This window comes from Oribacterium sp. oral taxon 108 str. F0425, assembly GCF_000214455.1.
GTDB lineage: Bacteria > Bacillota > Clostridia > Lachnospirales > Lachnospiraceae > Oribacterium > Oribacterium asaccharolyticum.
The window spans coordinates 2,473,177-2,488,593 of sequence record NZ_AFIH01000001.1 but is presented as its reverse complement, the minus strand read 5'-3'; the positions used below and the strand labels follow the sequence as shown (position 1 = coordinate 2,488,593).

At 46.9% G+C, this 15,417-nt stretch carries 15 protein-coding genes and 1 riboswitch; of the genes, 7 read left to right on the top strand and 8 right to left on the bottom strand.

The features are described from left to right. Positions 1-122 precede the first annotated feature (122 nt). From HMPREF9124_RS11200 to HMPREF9124_RS11190, 4 genes are all read left to right on the top strand, one after another. Positions 123-1,346: a ribose-phosphate pyrophosphokinase gene (locus HMPREF9124_RS11200; RefSeq protein ID WP_009428954.1), complete on the top strand. Its 1,224-nt coding sequence runs from the start codon at positions 123-125 to the stop codon at positions 1,344-1,346. A gap of 116 nt (positions 1,347-1,462) precedes the next feature. After that, positions 1,463-1,738 (top strand): hypothetical protein, encoded by a 276-nt coding sequence (locus HMPREF9124_RS12445; RefSeq protein WP_009428273.1) that lies wholly within the window; start codon positions 1,463-1,465, stop codon positions 1,736-1,738. Next, positions 1,624-2,691, top strand: a complete 1,068-nt coding sequence (locus HMPREF9124_RS11195; protein WP_330367775.1) for an acyltransferase family protein — start codon at positions 1,624-1,626, stop codon at positions 2,689-2,691. Before HMPREF9124_RS12445 ends, HMPREF9124_RS11195 begins: the two co-directional genes overlap by 115 nt. Before the next feature lie 253 nt (positions 2,692-2,944). Further along, positions 2,945-3,823: an Rpn family recombination-promoting nuclease/putative transposase gene (locus tag HMPREF9124_RS11190; RefSeq protein WP_009429296.1), complete on the top strand. Its 879-nt coding sequence runs from the start codon at positions 2,945-2,947 to the stop codon at positions 3,821-3,823. Here the strand turns inward: HMPREF9124_RS11190 and HMPREF9124_RS11185 are convergent. The 8 genes from HMPREF9124_RS11185 to HMPREF9124_RS11155 form a co-directional block, all read right to left on the bottom strand. Continuing rightward, a complete protein-coding gene (locus tag HMPREF9124_RS11185; RefSeq protein ID WP_009429521.1) occupies positions 3,820-4,377 on the bottom strand; it encodes an energy-coupled thiamine transporter ThiT in 558 nt (185 codons plus the stop codon). The genes HMPREF9124_RS11190 and HMPREF9124_RS11185 overlap by 4 nt on opposite strands. Before the next feature lie 34 nt (positions 4,378-4,411). Further along, a riboswitch (TPP riboswitch) is annotated at positions 4,412-4,506 on the bottom strand. Positions 4,507-4,630: 124 nt separating this feature from the next. After that, positions 4,631-5,941 carry an N-acetylmuramoyl-L-alanine amidase family protein gene (locus tag HMPREF9124_RS11180; protein ID WP_009428083.1) on the bottom strand — a complete coding sequence of 437 codons (1,311 nt, stop codon included), beginning with the start codon at positions 5,939-5,941 and terminating at the stop codon, positions 4,631-4,633. A 75-nt stretch (positions 5,942-6,016) separates the two neighbouring features. Beyond that, a complete protein-coding gene (locus HMPREF9124_RS11175; protein ID WP_009429854.1) occupies positions 6,017-6,934 on the bottom strand; it encodes a class I SAM-dependent methyltransferase in 918 nt (305 codons plus the stop codon). 10 nt (positions 6,935-6,944) lie between these two features. After that, positions 6,945-7,046 (bottom strand): type II toxin-antitoxin system YoeB family toxin, encoded by a 102-nt coding sequence (locus HMPREF9124_RS11750; RefSeq protein ID WP_081465291.1) that lies wholly within the window; start codon positions 7,044-7,046, stop codon positions 6,945-6,947. Positions 7,047-7,092: 46 nt separating this feature from the next. Beyond that, positions 7,093-7,854 carry an RluA family pseudouridine synthase gene (locus HMPREF9124_RS11170; RefSeq protein ID WP_009429179.1) on the bottom strand — a complete coding sequence of 254 codons (762 nt, stop codon included), beginning with the start codon at positions 7,852-7,854 and terminating at the stop codon, positions 7,093-7,095. Between the two features lie 39 nt (positions 7,855-7,893). After that, on the bottom strand, positions 7,894-8,742 hold the full coding sequence (locus tag HMPREF9124_RS11165) for a TylF/MycF/NovP-related O-methyltransferase (protein ID WP_009428362.1): 849 nt from the start codon (positions 8,740-8,742) through the stop codon (positions 7,894-7,896). 102 nt (positions 8,743-8,844) lie between these two features. Next, positions 8,845-10,584, bottom strand: coding sequence for an ABC transporter ATP-binding protein (locus HMPREF9124_RS11160; RefSeq protein WP_009429085.1), 1,740 nt, complete (start codon positions 10,582-10,584; stop codon positions 8,845-8,847). Beyond that, the gene (locus HMPREF9124_RS11155) at positions 10,577-12,379 is read right to left on the bottom strand and encodes an ABC transporter ATP-binding protein (protein ID WP_009429611.1); all 1,803 of its coding nucleotides are present in this window, start codon (positions 12,377-12,379) and stop codon (positions 10,577-10,579) included. Before HMPREF9124_RS11155 ends, HMPREF9124_RS11160 begins: the two co-directional genes overlap by 8 nt. A gap of 313 nt (positions 12,380-12,692) precedes the next feature. Here HMPREF9124_RS11155 and HMPREF9124_RS11150 point away from each other — a divergent pair, with 313 nt between their 5' ends. The 3 genes from HMPREF9124_RS11150 to HMPREF9124_RS11140 are packed head-to-tail and all read left to right on the top strand — an operon-like array spanning position 12,693 to position 15,335. Next, positions 12,693-13,415: a DUF5058 family protein gene (locus HMPREF9124_RS11150; protein ID WP_009428260.1), complete on the top strand. Its 723-nt coding sequence runs from the start codon at positions 12,693-12,695 to the stop codon at positions 13,413-13,415. A gap of 18 nt (positions 13,416-13,433) precedes the next feature. Then, positions 13,434-14,111, top strand: a complete 678-nt coding sequence (locus tag HMPREF9124_RS11145; RefSeq protein WP_009428783.1) for a hypothetical protein — start codon at positions 13,434-13,436, stop codon at positions 14,109-14,111. A 48-nt stretch (positions 14,112-14,159) separates the two neighbouring features. Beyond that, positions 14,160-15,335, top strand: coding sequence for a M20 metallopeptidase family protein (locus HMPREF9124_RS11140; RefSeq protein ID WP_009428840.1), 1,176 nt, complete (start codon positions 14,160-14,162; stop codon positions 15,333-15,335). Positions 15,336-15,417: the final 82 nt, after the last annotated feature.

The following is a 15,417-nucleotide window of genomic DNA, read 5'->3' as shown; positions in this document are numbered from 1 at the left end:
AAGGCATGGACATTTCCGTATCTTTCCTGTATTTTTAAGGAGTATGCCGTATAGGCAGGATGGAACCGTGTAAGAAGCTTAGAATATAGTGTTGTGAATTATCATGGATAGGGAGGATTAGCATGGCAGATTCTAGAACGTCTCAGTTTATTGAGCGGATTCCGGTGGGACCCTTGGCATTGATGCCGCTTCAGTCTATTGCACCGCTTGGAAAGAAGGTAAACGATTATCTGGTTTCCTGGCGTACAAAGAGGGAGAGTGAGCACAAGCAGACGCTGGCCTTTTCCGGTTATCAGAAGTCGGATTATATCGTACCGACCAAGATTTCCCGTTTTGGAACGGGAGAGGCAAAGGGCGAGATTTTGGAGACGGTTCGCGGTGTGGATATTTATTTACTGGTGGATGTGATGAACTATTCCATCACGTATTCCATCTTCGGTCATGTGAATCACATGTCTCCGGATGACCACTATGCGGATTTGAAACGCTTGATTGCAGCGACTACGGGAAAAGCAAAGCGTATCAACGTCATCATGCCCTTTATGTATGAGTCCAGACAGCACAAGCGTTCCGGAAGAGAATCCCTGGACTGCGCGATGATGCTGCAGGAGCTTCATGAGATGGGCGTGGAGAACTTCCTCACCTTCGATGCGCATGATCCGAGAGTCATGAATGCGATTCCAAGAGATTCTTTTGACAATGTTTCCTGTACCTATCAGTTTATCAAGGCTCTTCTTTTGAATGTAAGAGATTTGGATATTGATAAGGATCATATGATGGTGATTTCCCCGGATGAGGGCGGAATGAACCGTGCGATTTACTATGCAAACGTTCTCGGCGTAGATATGGGTATGTTCTATAAGAGAAGAGACTATACTCAAGTTGTAAACGGCAGAAACCCGATTGTGGCGCATGAATTCCTGGGAACGGATGTGGAGGGGAAGGATGTCATCATCATTGACGATATGATTTCCTCCGGAGAGTCCTTAATTGATACTGCAAAGGCGCTTAAGGACAGAAAGGCAAAGAGGGTGTATGCCTGCTGTACCTTCGGGCTTTTTACAAACGGCCTGAACAAGTTTGATGAAGCCTATGCTGCAGGCGTTTTGGAAGGGGTATTAACCACGAATCTGATTTACCAGTCGGAAGAGCTCTTGAAGAGAGAATGGTATATTTCCGTAGATATGTCAAAGTATATTGCGCTTTTAATCGACAATATGAATCACGACATTTCCATTTCTTCCATCCTTGATCCGGTAGGAAGAATCAATGCGCGTGTCAATGAATACAAGGCACACAGAGCGACGGAAAATGCACAGTTTACCATCGAGTTTGACGATATGTAAGAATCGGTCGGAGAGTGCACTTGGGCGGTCAGGTTCGCCTTAGCTAATAAGATAACTCTTGGGCAATGAGGTCCTCTTGAGCAGTAAGGATATAACGCTTAGAAAAAGGGGTAGGGATGGAGAGCACGAAGGAAAAAGGCGGTCATTCCGCTAATGCGGAAGGAGAGGAGAGACGCTTGCTTTCTTCTGCCCATCCCTACTTTTCCTTTCTGCCGTCCTACACCCTTTTTTTGTCTGTCTTAGTCATTTTTGTGCATAGCACACACTTTTCTCTTGCATCTCTGCAGGCTGTTCCGCATTCGGGCTTTTTTTCCGCTTCTTTTTTGATCAAGATAGAGTTTTTCTTTTCGGAATTCTTGGGACAGATTGCTGTACCGGGCTTTTTTTCTTAAGCGGCTTTCTCTTTTTCCGAGGTTTGGACGATGTGAAAAGTTGGAGAAGAAAACTAAAGTCGAGAGTATTTTCCTATGTCCTTCCCTATCTCCTTTGGAACAGCGCTATGACACTTCTCTACCTTTCTTTCGGAAAGGCGGAGTGGAGCCTGAAAAGCCTGTGGGAAGGAATCTTCCTCTACCGCTTTAATCCGGTGTTTTGGTACTTCTATCAGCTGATTCTGCTGAGCTTCTGCCTTCCGTTTATGGCGATTTTGGGAATCCTTATAAGGGAGAATACCGCCATAAACAGAAATACCGCCATAAACAGAAGTACTGCCATAAATAAAAAAACTGCTATAAACGGAGCGGGTACCGGAAGTCCAATGTCTCCGCTCTTTTTCTGCTTTCCGCTCCTGTTTCTCCTTCTTGTGTATTTTCAAGTGGATATTCCCTTCGTAAACGAAGATGCGGCCTTTTACTACAGCTTTGGAGCGGCATTGGCACTACTGTGGGACGGAAGAAAGCTTTTTGTGCCTTCCTTTCCGCTCCTATTCTTTGCCTTATTTTGCTATGCACAGACACTCCTGCCTCATGCCATCGGCATTTTACTGCTGGCAACCGTCTTCTATCGCCTCGGTATGGCACTTTTCTTCTTAAGTCTCTTTATGAAGAAGGCGGGAAGTATCCTTCTTATGAAGAGGGGGAAAAGCATCCTGCAGACTCTCAGTGAAATGAGCTTTTATATCTATGCTTCACATTATCTCTTTCTCCGCCTGTGGTTCTTTCTGCAAAGCTTTTTGGAGACGAGGACGGCAGTTTTCCCTACAGGAGACGTGGGGAGGGACGCATTCAAACTTTTCTTTTACCTCTTAAGTCCGGTCTACTGCCTCTTCCTTGCCTATTTTACAGGAAAGGGAATTAAGAGACTGTCTCCGAGGCTGTGGAAGCTATTGAATGGGGGAAGAGGATAGAGGAAGCCTACAAGATAAATGTGGAAAACGATTGTGCAAAGTTTTTTCAGACAGTCCTATAAAAACCTTATCCGAATATGGAGTATAGGCCTAAGCGCTATTCTTTGGTAAAATGAATCCTAAGAAAAGTACTTAGGTCATTTTCGTTCTTTTTCGTTTTTCGTTTTCACTTTTATTCTTTAGTCTATGTTCTTTCTTTTTTCATTGTTCTATGAACTAAATTCTCAAATCTCTTTTTCAAAGGAGGCAGTATATGAGTGCTACCGGAGTACATACAAAAAGACGAAAAAATTGGAAACAGAAGCTTATTCCCAGACTGATTCTCATGGATGACGCTTTTATACGAGTGGTTTTACTGGATGTAAAATGTACCGAGTACATTTTACAAACCATACTCGGAAAGCCGGATCTAAAAGTAAAAAAGCAATCCTTGCAAATGGATTTGAAAAATTTGCAGGGGAGATCGTTAATCCTGGATTGCTTTTGTACGGATAAAAATGGCATAGTATACAACATAGAATTGCAGAATGGGGCTAAGGGAGCAAGTCCCAAACGGGCTCGTTACCATTCCGGACTCATTGACATGAACCTTTTAAAAGCAGGAAAAAAGTTTGAGAATTTGCCGGAAAGCTATGTTATATTTATCTGTGAGAAAGATGTCTTAAAGGAAAATAGGCAAATCTATCATATTTCCCGCGTCATAGAAGAAAGCGGTAATTCCTTTCCGGATAAAACGCATATTATTTATCTGAATACGGGAAAAACGAGTCAGGATGAATTGGGAGAGCTAATTGAGGATTTTTATGCGGAAGACCCGAGGAAGATGCACTCCCGCATTCTTTCTCAAAGAGTGAAGGAACTAAAGGAGACAAACTATATAGAGGAAGGAGAAGGGAATACGATGAGCAGTTATCTTGAACGGTTAAAAAGACAATGGAAGAAAGAAGCGGTGGCAGAAGGACATGCGGAAGGGCGTGTAGAAGGCCGTGCAGAAGGTCGAGCGGAGAGTGAAGCCAGAATGGCGAAGCTGATGGGGATTCTGGCAGAAGAGGGGCGTATTGCGGATATTAAAAAGGCTTCCGAAAGTGAAGCTTATCGGAAGTCTTTACTGCAGGAATTTCAATTGATTTAAGGCCGCAACGGAACCGGCACTTCCCGGATGAACTTTCCCTTTAGACGATAAATTGTCTTGTGAACGGCCGGAATCAGTAAGACAGCGATGGTTACAGCTGCTTCGATACTGATATAGCTGATGTTGTAGAGGAAAGAGTACCATGCCGGATTCATGCCTTCCGGAGCATACGCGGCGAAGAAGAGCAGGCCGGACAGGAAGGCGAAGAAGAAACGTCCAAGGCAGGCTACGATATAGCCGATATACAAACCGTGTTTCTTACGACTGAACAGGCCGGAAAGACCGAGCGCGGAAAAAGCAAAGATATAGTCTACAACGAACTGTGCGGGACTGTAGAATTCCGGCTTTAAGAAGAAGCTGATTAGACCGTAGGCGAAGCCCGAAAGCAGACCGTAGCCCGTTCCGAAAAAGAAGCCGGGCAGAGTGGCAAAGAGCATGGAGCAGGCGGTCACGGATCCACCCATGGGAAGGGAAAATACCTTAACCATTCCAAGAACCATGGACAGGGCGATGCACACCCCTGAAAATGCGAGTTTCTCTGTACTTTGTTTCATAAAAAAACCTCCTTTATGCCAAAATGGCTGGGAGGGGCAAAGAGTATAGCTTCCCTACGCCGGCATTATCCGGGTCAGGTTAAAGGGTCGGTTTTCACCTCTCAGCATACAGCGCCCCTAGCGACCTTTTCATAGTAGGACGAATTCCCGTTTTCGTCAAGGGTCACCGGATAAGAAAAATAAAGGGAGGCTATAAGATAAAAAAAATGAGGTATCGGGCAAGTTCTGCCGATACCTCAAGAACGGTTTTCGTTTAGCTGATGTCCGTAACGGCGGGGGAGAGCAATTCTACCGTGTCCAAACCTTCATCCAGGGTGATCACACCGCTGGCATTAACGGACCACTTGCTTCCGTCTGCATCTCTATACTTGGTTCTGGACTTCATAATCCTTCCGGACTCGTTAATGACATAGCTCCGGTTCTGCCCGGGAAGCGTAATCTTCTGATAATGTGTTCCTTTTTCCGCCTTCTGCAGACGTCCGTTATAGTAAACGTAATCCTGCTTGACACCGGTTACGCCTTTCCCGCTATTTTCGAAGTAACAGGTAATGACTTCGCCTTCTCCGTCCACCAGATTCATTTTACCGGTCTTTACGGAACTGTCGTCTTTATTTTTTCCGCAATAGTAGAAGGCTTCGGCAGCATTGGAAGAGGTCTTTCCCTTCTGAATGCCGTATACGGGATTACCCTTCTCGTTAAAGAGGTAACGCTTGTCCCCGATACGCTGTACTTCATACACGGAACCGTTTCCTGCAGCAGGATGGCCGTTGTTTTTAAAATAGAACCATTCTACATTTCCGGTGGAAAGGTTTGCGCTGTCCCCTTCGGGACCGACGGTGGCATACCAGCTTGCAGAGATGCGCTGGCCGAGCTTTAAGTTTCCTTCCGTCTTATCCGCAAAATAGGAATAGCCCGCGATTTCGGGATTTCCGTCGGCGATCTGTGCCCAACCGATGACCATGATGCCATTTTCATCGAAGCCGTAGGAAGCATTACCGATGGTCTTAATGACCACGCGCTCATCTCTCGCGTAGAGCTTTTCGCCGGTACTTTCATTAAAATAGAACCAGTAGTTGTTGTTAATACTCTTTCGGCCTTCTGCAGCGCTTACCCCTTCTGGAAGGGGAAGCAACTTCCAACCGGTCACCATTCTTCCGCTTGACGGGTCACAGTAATATTTATCGTCCTGTACCCAGCCGGTCTGCATCATCCCGTTTCCGTCAAAATAATAATAGCTGTCTCCGATTTTCTGCCAACCGTCCTGCTTCAAGCTTCCGTTTGCGGTAGCGTAATACCACTCAGTACGTCCGTTCTGGGTCATCTTAATCCAGGTATTCGTGGCAACGGAGCCGTTGTCATTTTGATAAACCTGCTGTCCGCGCTCGTTGACAGTCCATCCGGCCGCAACCGCCGTTCCGGAAAATACGGAGGCTGCGGTCAAACTAAATAAAAGAGCTTTAAATCCCTTGTGCATGAATTGAATCCTTTCTCTCGCCGAACTGAAAAGTTCGCCGCTTATATTTTTATAGGAAAATAGCTTTCCGATAAAGCCACGTCCCCTCATACTTGATACTCTTAATACTATCCGCTCTTATAGGGAAAAACAATAAAGTTTTTCTGACAAAGAGCGCCAAATGCCTTACGATTCGGCTTTTTCCCACCTGGCTGCACAACCGCAAGGAAGTACCAGACCGTTTTCCGCTACGGGGAGTCCGATTTCATCGGATGAAACTTTTCCGTTTCTCCCCTTTCCGATGAGCTCTTCCAGCATATACTGCATGACCCCTGCCTGGAGGCCTGTTGTGTAGGAATTTAGGAGGAAGAAGAGGGCATCTTTCTTCAGGATTTTCTCGCTAAGCTTTAGGAAGGGATAGATGCTGTCCTCGATTTTCCAGATTTCCCCTTTGGGTCCCCTGCCGTAAGAGGGAGGATCCATAATGATGCCGTCATAGAGATTTCCTCTTCGGATTTCTCTTTCGACAAACTTCATGCAGTCGTCTACGAGATAACGAATGGGAGAATTGACAAGTCCTGAGCTTTCCGCATTTTCCTTTGCCCAGGAAACCATGCCCTTCGATGCGTCCACATGGGTGAGCTCCGCACCGGCCTTTGCAGCGGCAAGGGTGGCGCCCCCGGTATAGGCAAAGAGATTTAAGACCTTAATCGGTGTTTTGTCTCCTTTTTCTTCTCGTCTTTCCTTTTCTTTCTTAATCAGACGGTAAAACCATTCCCAGTTTACGGCCTGCTCCGGAAAGATGCCGGTGTGCTTAAAAGCAAAGGGCTTTAAATGAAAGTTCAGCCTGTCTTCTCCATTTTCTCCCAAGGGATAGGAAATCTGCCACTGCTTCGGAAGAGAGAAAAACTCCCAGTCTCCACCGCCTGCCTTGGAGCGGTGATAATGGCCGTTCAGCTTCTTCCAGAGAGGGTTCTTCTTTTCGCTCTGCCAGATGACCTGAGGATCCGGACGGCAAAGGATATACTTTCCCCAGCGCTCGAGTTTTTCGCCCCTAGAGCAGTCGATGACCTCATAGTCTTTCCAGTTTTTTGCAACGAACATGAAAGCCCTCCTAAATATCTTTAATCAGTTGATTAATGCGCCTGAGAGTTTTCTTGTCTTCTGTTTGCCAAGAAATATACTCTTCCAGCGCATTTTCTGTAAAAGTTACCATTATTTTACCATGTTTTCAAGCGTTCCAATGCTTTTTGTGAGCGCTTTCACTCCTTCAAGAATTTCCTCCAAGGCTCCTCGTCCCTGTCCTTGATTTCAAAATGCAGTTCTTCTCCGCTTTTTGGATCCGGGAAGGAGAGGGTATAGCAATGCAGGGCAACATTCCCCTTCTGACGGGAACCGTATTTTCCGTCTCCGAAGAGAGGAAAGCCGTGTGCGGAGAACTGCGCACGAATCTGGTGGAAGCGCCCGGTTTCGAGCTCCACATCCACAAGGGCAAGGCCGTCCCTTTCTTCCAGCACCTGATAATGGAGGACAGCTTCTTTTACCCCCTTACGGAGCTTTTTTACGGGAAACATCTTCTGCTTCTTCGTATCTTTATAAAGATAATCGGAGAAACAGCCTTCTTTCGGAAGCCGCTTAGCCTTGGAAGAGCCTTCTTTCGGAAGCCGCTTAGCCTTGGAAGAGCCTTCTTTCGGAAGCCGCTTAGCTTCGGAAGAGCCTGTATTCTTTGTGCTGTTTGTTTTGACGGACAGAGCTTCGTCATCTTCTTTGGAAGTATCGCCGGCACTTTCCACAATAATATGGTATCTCTTTTTGATTTTCCCCTCTTGGAGGGATTCGGAAAGCTTTTTTGCACTGCGCGGATTTTTGGCATAAAGAAGAAGCCCGCTTGCGACCTTGTCCAGGCGGTGTACAGGAAAAAAGCCCTCGCCCGGTGCACGCTCCGAGTCCATACCGACCGGCTTATTCACGAGGGCGAAGTCTTCATTTTCCGAAACAATAAAATCCTTTGCAGTAAAATCCATGAGAATCTTCCCTTAAAATGTGCGAATCTTTCCTTAAAGTTATGAACGACTATCCTTTATCAGAGCAATACTCTGATCTTCTCCTATCGGCAGCTTATAGATTGTTCTTCCGATTTCCTTTTCATAATCTTCGATGGCGTCTTTTACCCCGGGTAAGCCGATATTGTAGTAATCGTGAATCAGGATGACGCTTCCTTCAATCATCTTGGGATAAAAGAATCGTAAGCCTTCCAATATAGGAAGGTACAAGTCAAAGTCCAAATGGACAAATAAGAAGCGGTCGTCAATGCCGGCAGCGGTTTCGGGAAAGAAGCCTTTTCTTAGGATGACATTTTCGGGATGCTCCATTTTGGACATCACCAAATCGATGGAAGTGTTGGAAAATTCATGGGCATTCAAGCCGAAGGAATAATTTTTCGACTCGTATTCCACATCCCGGCTATCAAAGCCTTCAAAGGTATCAAATAAATACAGCTTGGAATCAGGGAAGGCCTTATTGATGAATTTGGCAAATTCTCCGCGGAATACACCGCCTTCCGCTACAGATGCTTTCGTACCTTTATGCAGTTTTGCATAGGATGCCAACCAGGTATTCCGAATATCCGAAATGGGATCTTCCGGGAGATCGATTACGATTTTATCCTCTGAAACACCGCTGTCCAGCAGGGTCTTTCGGATATCCTCCCAAAAAAGAGAGCCGATATAAATACGATCGTAGTTTATATCGGAGAGGCTTTCCGCCCCGCCGAAACAGAGTAAACCGTCGGCAACGGTCTGCCCTTTTTTCTCCGGATTTCCGTCTAAAAAACCGATGACTTGAACGTCATTTTTGATATTCTTATAAATCTGCCTTCCGGTAAGGCCAACTCCGTAAATCAGTACCTTCATAAGCATCCTTTCTTTGTGTCTTCCGATCTCCTATCTCCCCTGGAATAGTCGACAGGAAGACTCCATAGCATAAGCTTTGGAAGGATGCAGCGGGGGAAACGTTTATTTTCTGACCTTCCAGCTGACCGCCTCTTTTCTTTCCTGAATGAAATCCCTGTACAGGCCGTCTTCCTTAAGCAGCTCTTCATGGGTTCCTCTTTGTACAATTTTACCGTGATTGAGTACCAGAATCTGATCCGCCTTGGAAACGGTTTTTAAGCGGTGGGCAATCAGAATCACGGTCTTCTCTTTCGTGAGAGAGGAAATGGCGTGCATCAGCTCGTTCTCATTTTCCGGATCCACATTTGCGGTTGCTTCGTCCAGGAAAATGACGGGCGAGTCCTTCATCATGGCGCGGGCAATGGAAATTCTCTGCTTTTCTCCGCCGGAAAGAGAGGCGCCGCCTTCTCCGATTACGGTGTCATAGCCGTCAGGGAGCGCAGTGATAAAGTCGTGGCAGCAGGCCTTCTTGGAAACCTCGATCACTTCCTCTAAAGATGCTTCCGGACGGGCAAAGCGGATATTGTTCAAGATGCTGTCGTGGAAGAGATAGACATTTTGGAAGACGAAACTGAAATTCGCCATAAGGCTGTCCATGTCGTAGTCCTTGACGTTTCGCGCGCCGAGCAGAACTTTTCCCTTTTCCGGATCCCAGAAGCGCGCAAGTAGACTGACTAAAGTGGTTTTTCCGCTGCCGCTCGGTCCGACAATGGCTGTGGTCGTGTGTTCCGGAATTGCGAGAGATATTCCATCTATAATTAAACGCTGATCGTAGGAAAAGGCAAGCGCTTCCGCAGAAAGTTCTCTTTTTTTCGGCTGGATGTCCTCTCCCGAAATACTCATTTGCGGGGTGCGGAGAATTTCTTCCGCTCTATCCACACTTATATCCACGATACGGAGGAGGGCGGAATAGCTTCCGGCACTTTCCAGACTCGCATTTACAATAAAAGCGGAGATGACCATGACAATGGCATTTAAGGTGGTCATACTGCCGCTGCAGTAGAAAAGGCAGGAAAAGAGCACCATGGCGACGCCGCTGAGCTTTGCAATAAGGCTTTGCAGAGCCATTATCGGAATAAAGGAGAGCTCCATTTCCGTGTTGATCCGCACATTTTCATGAATGGCCTCGTTTAGCTCCCGGCTCTTTTCTCCGCTTAAATGGTAAGCCTTGACCTCCGCCATCCCTTGGAGGTACTCGAGAACCTTTTCCACAAGAGAGGCTTCGGCTTCGATTTTCCGTCCTGAAAGCTTCCCGGCTGCCCTTTGCAAAGCGCTGTTACAGAAGAGGAAGAGGACAAAGCCGACAAGCAGAACGAGAGCGATACGGTAGTCAAAGAAAAAGAGCATGAGAATGATGAGGCTTGTGGTGAGCAAGCCTTCCGAAACCTGCATAATCACGCGGGTAGCCACATTTTCCAGCATCTGCATCGTGTTTGTTGCGACAGAGCTGATTTGCCCGAGGGAATTCTGATTAAAATAGCCCATGGGAAGGTAACGGAGGTGTTCCGCGATTTCCACTCTTTTCCTTGCGCAGGTATCATAGCCCGCTTCAGTTTGCAACATCATGCTTTTCGACTTGATAAGACTGATGCCGAAGACGCTGAGGAGCATGATACCGAGACTTAGGAAAATGTCCTCCATATGGATTTCGGAAGCAAGAAGAGCCTTTAACATCACGGCAATAGCGGGGATTTTTAAGGCGTTGAAAAAAGCGTCACCGACTCCGAGAAAAATGGAAAGGGTGAATTTCCTGCGGTTTTCCTCCCCGCAAAATTGAAAGAAACGACGAATGATACTAAGCATTGTCCTTCACCTCCTCATGCGCTTTCCACATCGCGCTGTAAAGTCCCCCTCGGGACAAGAGTTCTTCGTGCATTCCGGAGTCATTGATTCTTCCGTCCTCTATAACGAAGATTTTATCCGCATCGATTATGGTACTTAGGCGGTGTGCGATGACGATTAAAGTCTTTCCTTCTGTAAGTTTGGAGACGGAACGCTGAATCAGGGCTTCATTTTCCGGATCGGTATAGGCGGTCGCCTCGTCAAGGATGACAATGGGGGCGGCTTTTAACATGGCTCTTGCAATGGAAATTCTCTGGCGCTCGCCGCCCGAAAGATGACCGCCCGAACTTCCGACCATGGTATCATAGCCTTTTTCCAGCGAGAGGATAAAATCATGACAGCCGGCTTTCCTTGCAACCTCTTCCACCTCGCTGTCTGTTGCGAGGGGATTCCCCAGTCGGATATTTTCCCGTACGCTCCTATTAAACAGATAGTTATCCTGGGAGACGAAGGCGAACTTTTCGGCGTAGTCCTCCTGCGGAATCTCCCGAATATCTTTTCCTCCGAGGAAAATACCGCCTTTCTCTACATCCCAAAGCGAGGCAATCAGCCTTGCAATCGTGCTTTTTCCGCTACCGCTCGGGCCAACCAGGGCAATGAAACTCCCTTCCGGAATCTCCATGGAAATGCCGTGCAGTACTTCTTTTTCTTTGTAGGAAAAATGGACATCACGAAGCGCCAGGTCATTTTTCTCCGGGGAATTTCCTTCTTTCGGGCGCTCCATTTCCGGGGCGTTCAGAAGAGCTCTTACCTCGCCCATAATGGTTCCCATGGTTTGGAAATCATCGCCGTAGCTCATCAAAGTGATAAGAGGAGTAACAAGCCCTACGGAAAGAATGATAATCATCACAAAGTGATTACTGCTAAGTGAGCCTCCGCGCACCAAAAGTCCTCCAATCGGAAGAACGGGGAGGAGGGTTGCCGGCATGACGGAAAGAGAAAAGGTCATAGGGAGAATATAGTAGCGCATCCAGGAAATGTAGCTGTTTGCCGCTTCATAGGCGTCTCTTACAAAGCGTGCGTAACTGGATTTTGTTTTTCCGAAGACTTTGATGACTTGAATCCCTCCGATATATTCCACGGAGGTATTGTTCAAGGTTTTCGTGGCTTCCACGGCATGCTCATAGAACTTCTGACTGCCGCCCATCATGAAGGCGAAGCTTACGAGTCCTATGGGAAGGGTAAGAAGCTCGGCAAGCCCCATTCTCCAATCCAGACTAAAAATGTACAGGAGAATACACAGGGGAATCAGAAGGTTCGCCGTGAATTCCGGCACGATATGCGCGAGCGTGGTCTCCATACTGTCAATCCGCTCGATGATCGTGCTTTTTAAGGCTCCGGAGCTTTGTTCCTGTACGGCACCGAGAGGCATACGAATGAGCTTTTCCGTGCAGCGTTTTCGAATCTCTCCGAGCACCGCAAAGGTCGCCGCGTGGCTCTTCCCTGTGGAAAGGGAATGAAAAAGAACTCTCCCTATCCATAGGAGTGCTGTAATAAGACATTTTCCAAGGTAGAAGGAGAAGTCCCGATTGCCGCTCATCAGGCCATCTACTATTTCTACAATGACAAAATACGGGGCAAGGGAAAAGGCCACGCCGATGACGGCAAAAAGTACACTTTTTATATATTCCCCTTTGTGAGAGCCGGTCTGAGACAGAGCCCAAAGAATCGGAGAAGGGGATTTTTCCTGATGAGAACAGTTCTTAGCAAGACACTCATGGTCCTTTTTTTCTTCATGATATTGCCTTTCTCTCAAATAAGTTAGTTTAAACTAATATAATCCTAGTACTAGGCTTCTTCGCTGTCAAGAAATTTGCATGAGGATACAGGGGTATTTTAAACAAAAAATAAAACGTCTATTATTTATTTTTATTAAAAATGTACACAATCCGCTTCTCTTTATTTGTCAAGATTTACATAATTTGTATAAAATAACAAAGAATATGGGATTTCTTTGTGTTTAGGATTAATACAATTCGGAACTTGATTTTGTTAAAATTAAGACAAGTTGAGCGGGATAAGCGTGCGACTTGTCCCACAGTTACCGACATCATGAAGGAGGAAAATTTATGGATCATGTAAAAATTTCCAATCTTCCCATATTTTGGCTTCTGGCGAGCTTCACCGTTTTTATTTCCGCCCTCCAGACGTTCCTCTATATCCGGGAAGCAAAAAAGGCAACCAAGGTTTGTAACGTGGATCCGGAGATTCCGAAAAAAGCGTTTAAAATCGGCTTGGTTTCCGCAATAGGCCCGGCACTAGGCGTATTTATCATCATGGTGGGCTTGATGTCCGTTATCGGCGGACCGATGTCTTGGCTTCGTCTTTCGATTATCGGTGCGGCTCCGACCGAGCTTACTGCGGCAACCTACGGTGCAGAGGCTTGCGGCTTAAGTGGACTTTCCGACCCGGGATACAACATACAAGTGCTTGCGGTTTCCTGGTTTGCCATGGCCTTAAACGGTGCAGGATGGCTTCTTTTCACCGGAGTTGCCACACCGGGGCTTGAGAAAATCAGAGAAAAGATGTCCGGGGGCGATATGAAGTGGCTTTCCGTAATGTCCGCTTCCTGCTCCATCGGTATTTTTGCCTACCTTGTTGCGAATCTCAGTATCGGAAAAGGCGGTCTTAGCGATTTGAAAATCGGAAACGCCTATGCTTGCATTGGCGGTGCGATATTTATGATCCTTCTCGGGAAATTTATTGTGCCTAAGGTTCCGAAGCTTGCGGAGTACTCTTTGGGAATCGCTATGATTCTGGGGATTGCTGTTGCCATCCTCTTCGGGAAATAAGGGAAAGGAGACAAAGTTATGGATAGCAAAGAATATATGCCGATTTGGCGAAAGAAAAGTATCCTGATAGGAAGTCCTACGAATATTTTAGCGGCAATTACCGCGTTTATCCCGGTGCTTTACCTCTGTATTCGTTATAACTGTTGGCCGGATCCGAAGCTTGTTATCGCAGCGTGGGGCATGCTTTTGATTTCCTTCGGTGCCTTCTATGTAGTAGAGCCGGTTTCTTACTATGCGGCACTCGGCATGTCCGGAACTTACCTTAGCTTCCTTTCCGGAAATATCGGAAATATGCGTGTTCCCTGCGCGGCTCTAGCACAGGATGTGACGAAGAGTGAGCCCGGAACCATTCAGGCCGAGGTGGTTTCCACCATGGCAATCTGCGGCTCCATCATCACGAACCTCATTGCCACTACGGCGGCCGCCTTTGTGGGAGCGGCAGTCGTTACCGTCTTGCCTGCAGTTGTGAGTGAAGGATTAAAATCCTATGCTTCCGCAGCTATTTTCGGTGCAACACTCGGAAATTTCGGAATGAAGAATCCGAAGCTCGCGCTGATCGGCTTGGCGATTCCCATTTGCTGCAAGGCTGTCGGAGGACTTCCTGCTTGGCTCATTATCCTCTTATCGGTATTCGGAACGGTTATTTTTGCCAGAATTTTCTATGTAATGGATAAGAAGACGGCACAGACGGCATAAAGGATGGAGAAAAAAAGAATAGAACTGCATAGATAAAAGGAGGAAATTATGTGGTGGAAAGAGTGTAAAGATTTGCAAGAGGAAATTGTGGCTATGCGAAGAGAATTGCATAAGATTCCGGAGCTGGGCTTTAACTTACCGAAGACTCGTGAGTTTGTTGTGAAGAAGCTGGATGAAATCGGCATTCCCTATACACTTTCCGAGAAGGACAGCAGCGTTATTGCGACTATGAAGTGTGGAAAACCGGGAAAGGTTCTTGCTCTTCGCGCGGACATGGATGCTCTTCCGATTACGGAAGATACGGGTCTTTCCTTTAGCTCGACGCATCCGGGATGCATGCATGCCTGCGGACATGATACGCACGCGGCTATGCTGCTCGGGGCAATCAAGGTGCTCTACCCGCATAGAGAAGAGCTTTCCGGCGAGATTCGTTTCTTCTTCCAGACCGCAGAGGAGCTGGCTAAGGGATCCGCTATTGTGATTGAGAACGGCGGAATGGAAGGCGTGGATGCGGTTTTCGGAATCCACATCGGAAGCATCCTGGATAAGACGATTCCCTGCGGAACCATCGCTTGCATTCCCGGACCGATTATGGCCTCCTATGACCGTTTTGTTCTGGATGTAAAGGGTGTGGGCTGTCACGCTTCTACACCGGAAAAGGGAGTTGATCCGATTAATATGGCATCCCACATCGTCCTCGCATTGCAGACCATCAATGCCAGAGAGATTGCTGCAACGGATGCCGGGGTAATCACCATGGGCATGATCCGCGGAGGAGAGCAGTACAATGCCATTCCGTCAACCGTGCATATTGAGGGAACCACCCGTGCTTTAAAAGAAGAGATCAGGCAGAAGCTGGCAAAACGAATCGGTGAAATCGCAAAAACCACTGCGGAGGCTTTCGGCGGCAGTGTAGACTATACCATGGACTGGGGTGCACCTCCCGTTATCAATGATAAGGATATGGCGCTCTTTGCCCAGGATGCCATCCGGGATATCTTCGGAGAGCATATGGTTACTTATAGAGAGAGCCCGAACATGGGCGGAGAGGATTTTGCTCTCTACCTGCAGAAAGCGCCGGGAGCATTTATGTTCTTAAGCTCCGCGAATCCGGCCAAAAAGACCGATTATCCGCATCATAATCCGAAGTTTGACGTGGATGAGGATGTATTCTGGATGGGTAGCGCAAGCTTCGTAGCGATTGCGGAGAAATTCCTGAAGTAAAATACAGAGAAATTTCTACAGTTAAAAGAGCTGAATCCTCGAAATACAGGTGATAACGCTTGTCTCCTTCACGTTTTCGAAT

Coding starts and splice junctions, on each gene's coding strand:
- HMPREF9124_RS11200 (WP_009428954.1), top strand. CDS start 123: ATGGCAGATTCTAGAACGTCTCAGTTTATTGAGCGGATTCCGGTGGGA.
- HMPREF9124_RS12445 (WP_009428273.1), top strand. CDS start 1,463: ATGGAGAGCACGAAGGAAAAAGGCGGTCATTCCGCTAATGCGGAAGGA.
- HMPREF9124_RS11190 (WP_009429296.1), top strand. CDS start 2,945: ATGAGTGCTACCGGAGTACATACAAAAAGACGAAAAAATTGGAAACAG.
- HMPREF9124_RS11185 (WP_009429521.1), bottom strand. CDS start 4,377: ATGAAACAAAGTACAGAGAAACTCGCATTTTCAGGGGTGTGCATCGCC.
- HMPREF9124_RS11180 (WP_009428083.1), bottom strand. CDS start 5,941: ATGAGGGGACGTGGCTTTATCGGAAAGCTATTTTCCTATAAAAATATA.
- HMPREF9124_RS11175 (WP_009429854.1), bottom strand. CDS start 6,934: ATGTTCGTTGCAAAAAACTGGAAAGACTATGAGGTCATCGACTGCTCT.
- HMPREF9124_RS11750 (WP_081465291.1), bottom strand. CDS start 7,046: ATGGTAACTTTTACAGAAAATGCGCTGGAAGAGTATATTTCTTGGCAA.
- HMPREF9124_RS11170 (WP_009429179.1), bottom strand. CDS start 7,854: ATGGATTTTACTGCAAAGGATTTTATTGTTTCGGAAAATGAAGACTTC.
- HMPREF9124_RS11165 (WP_009428362.1), bottom strand. CDS start 8,742: ATGAAGGTACTGATTTACGGAGTTGGCCTTACCGGAAGGCAGATTTAT.
- HMPREF9124_RS11160 (WP_009429085.1), bottom strand. CDS start 10,584: ATGCTTAGTATCATTCGTCGTTTCTTTCAATTTTGCGGGGAGGAAAAC.
- HMPREF9124_RS11150 (WP_009428260.1), top strand. CDS start 12,693: ATGGATCATGTAAAAATTTCCAATCTTCCCATATTTTGGCTTCTGGCG.
- HMPREF9124_RS11145 (WP_009428783.1), top strand. CDS start 13,434: ATGGATAGCAAAGAATATATGCCGATTTGGCGAAAGAAAAGTATCCTG.
- HMPREF9124_RS11140 (WP_009428840.1), top strand. CDS start 14,160: ATGTGGTGGAAAGAGTGTAAAGATTTGCAAGAGGAAATTGTGGCTATG.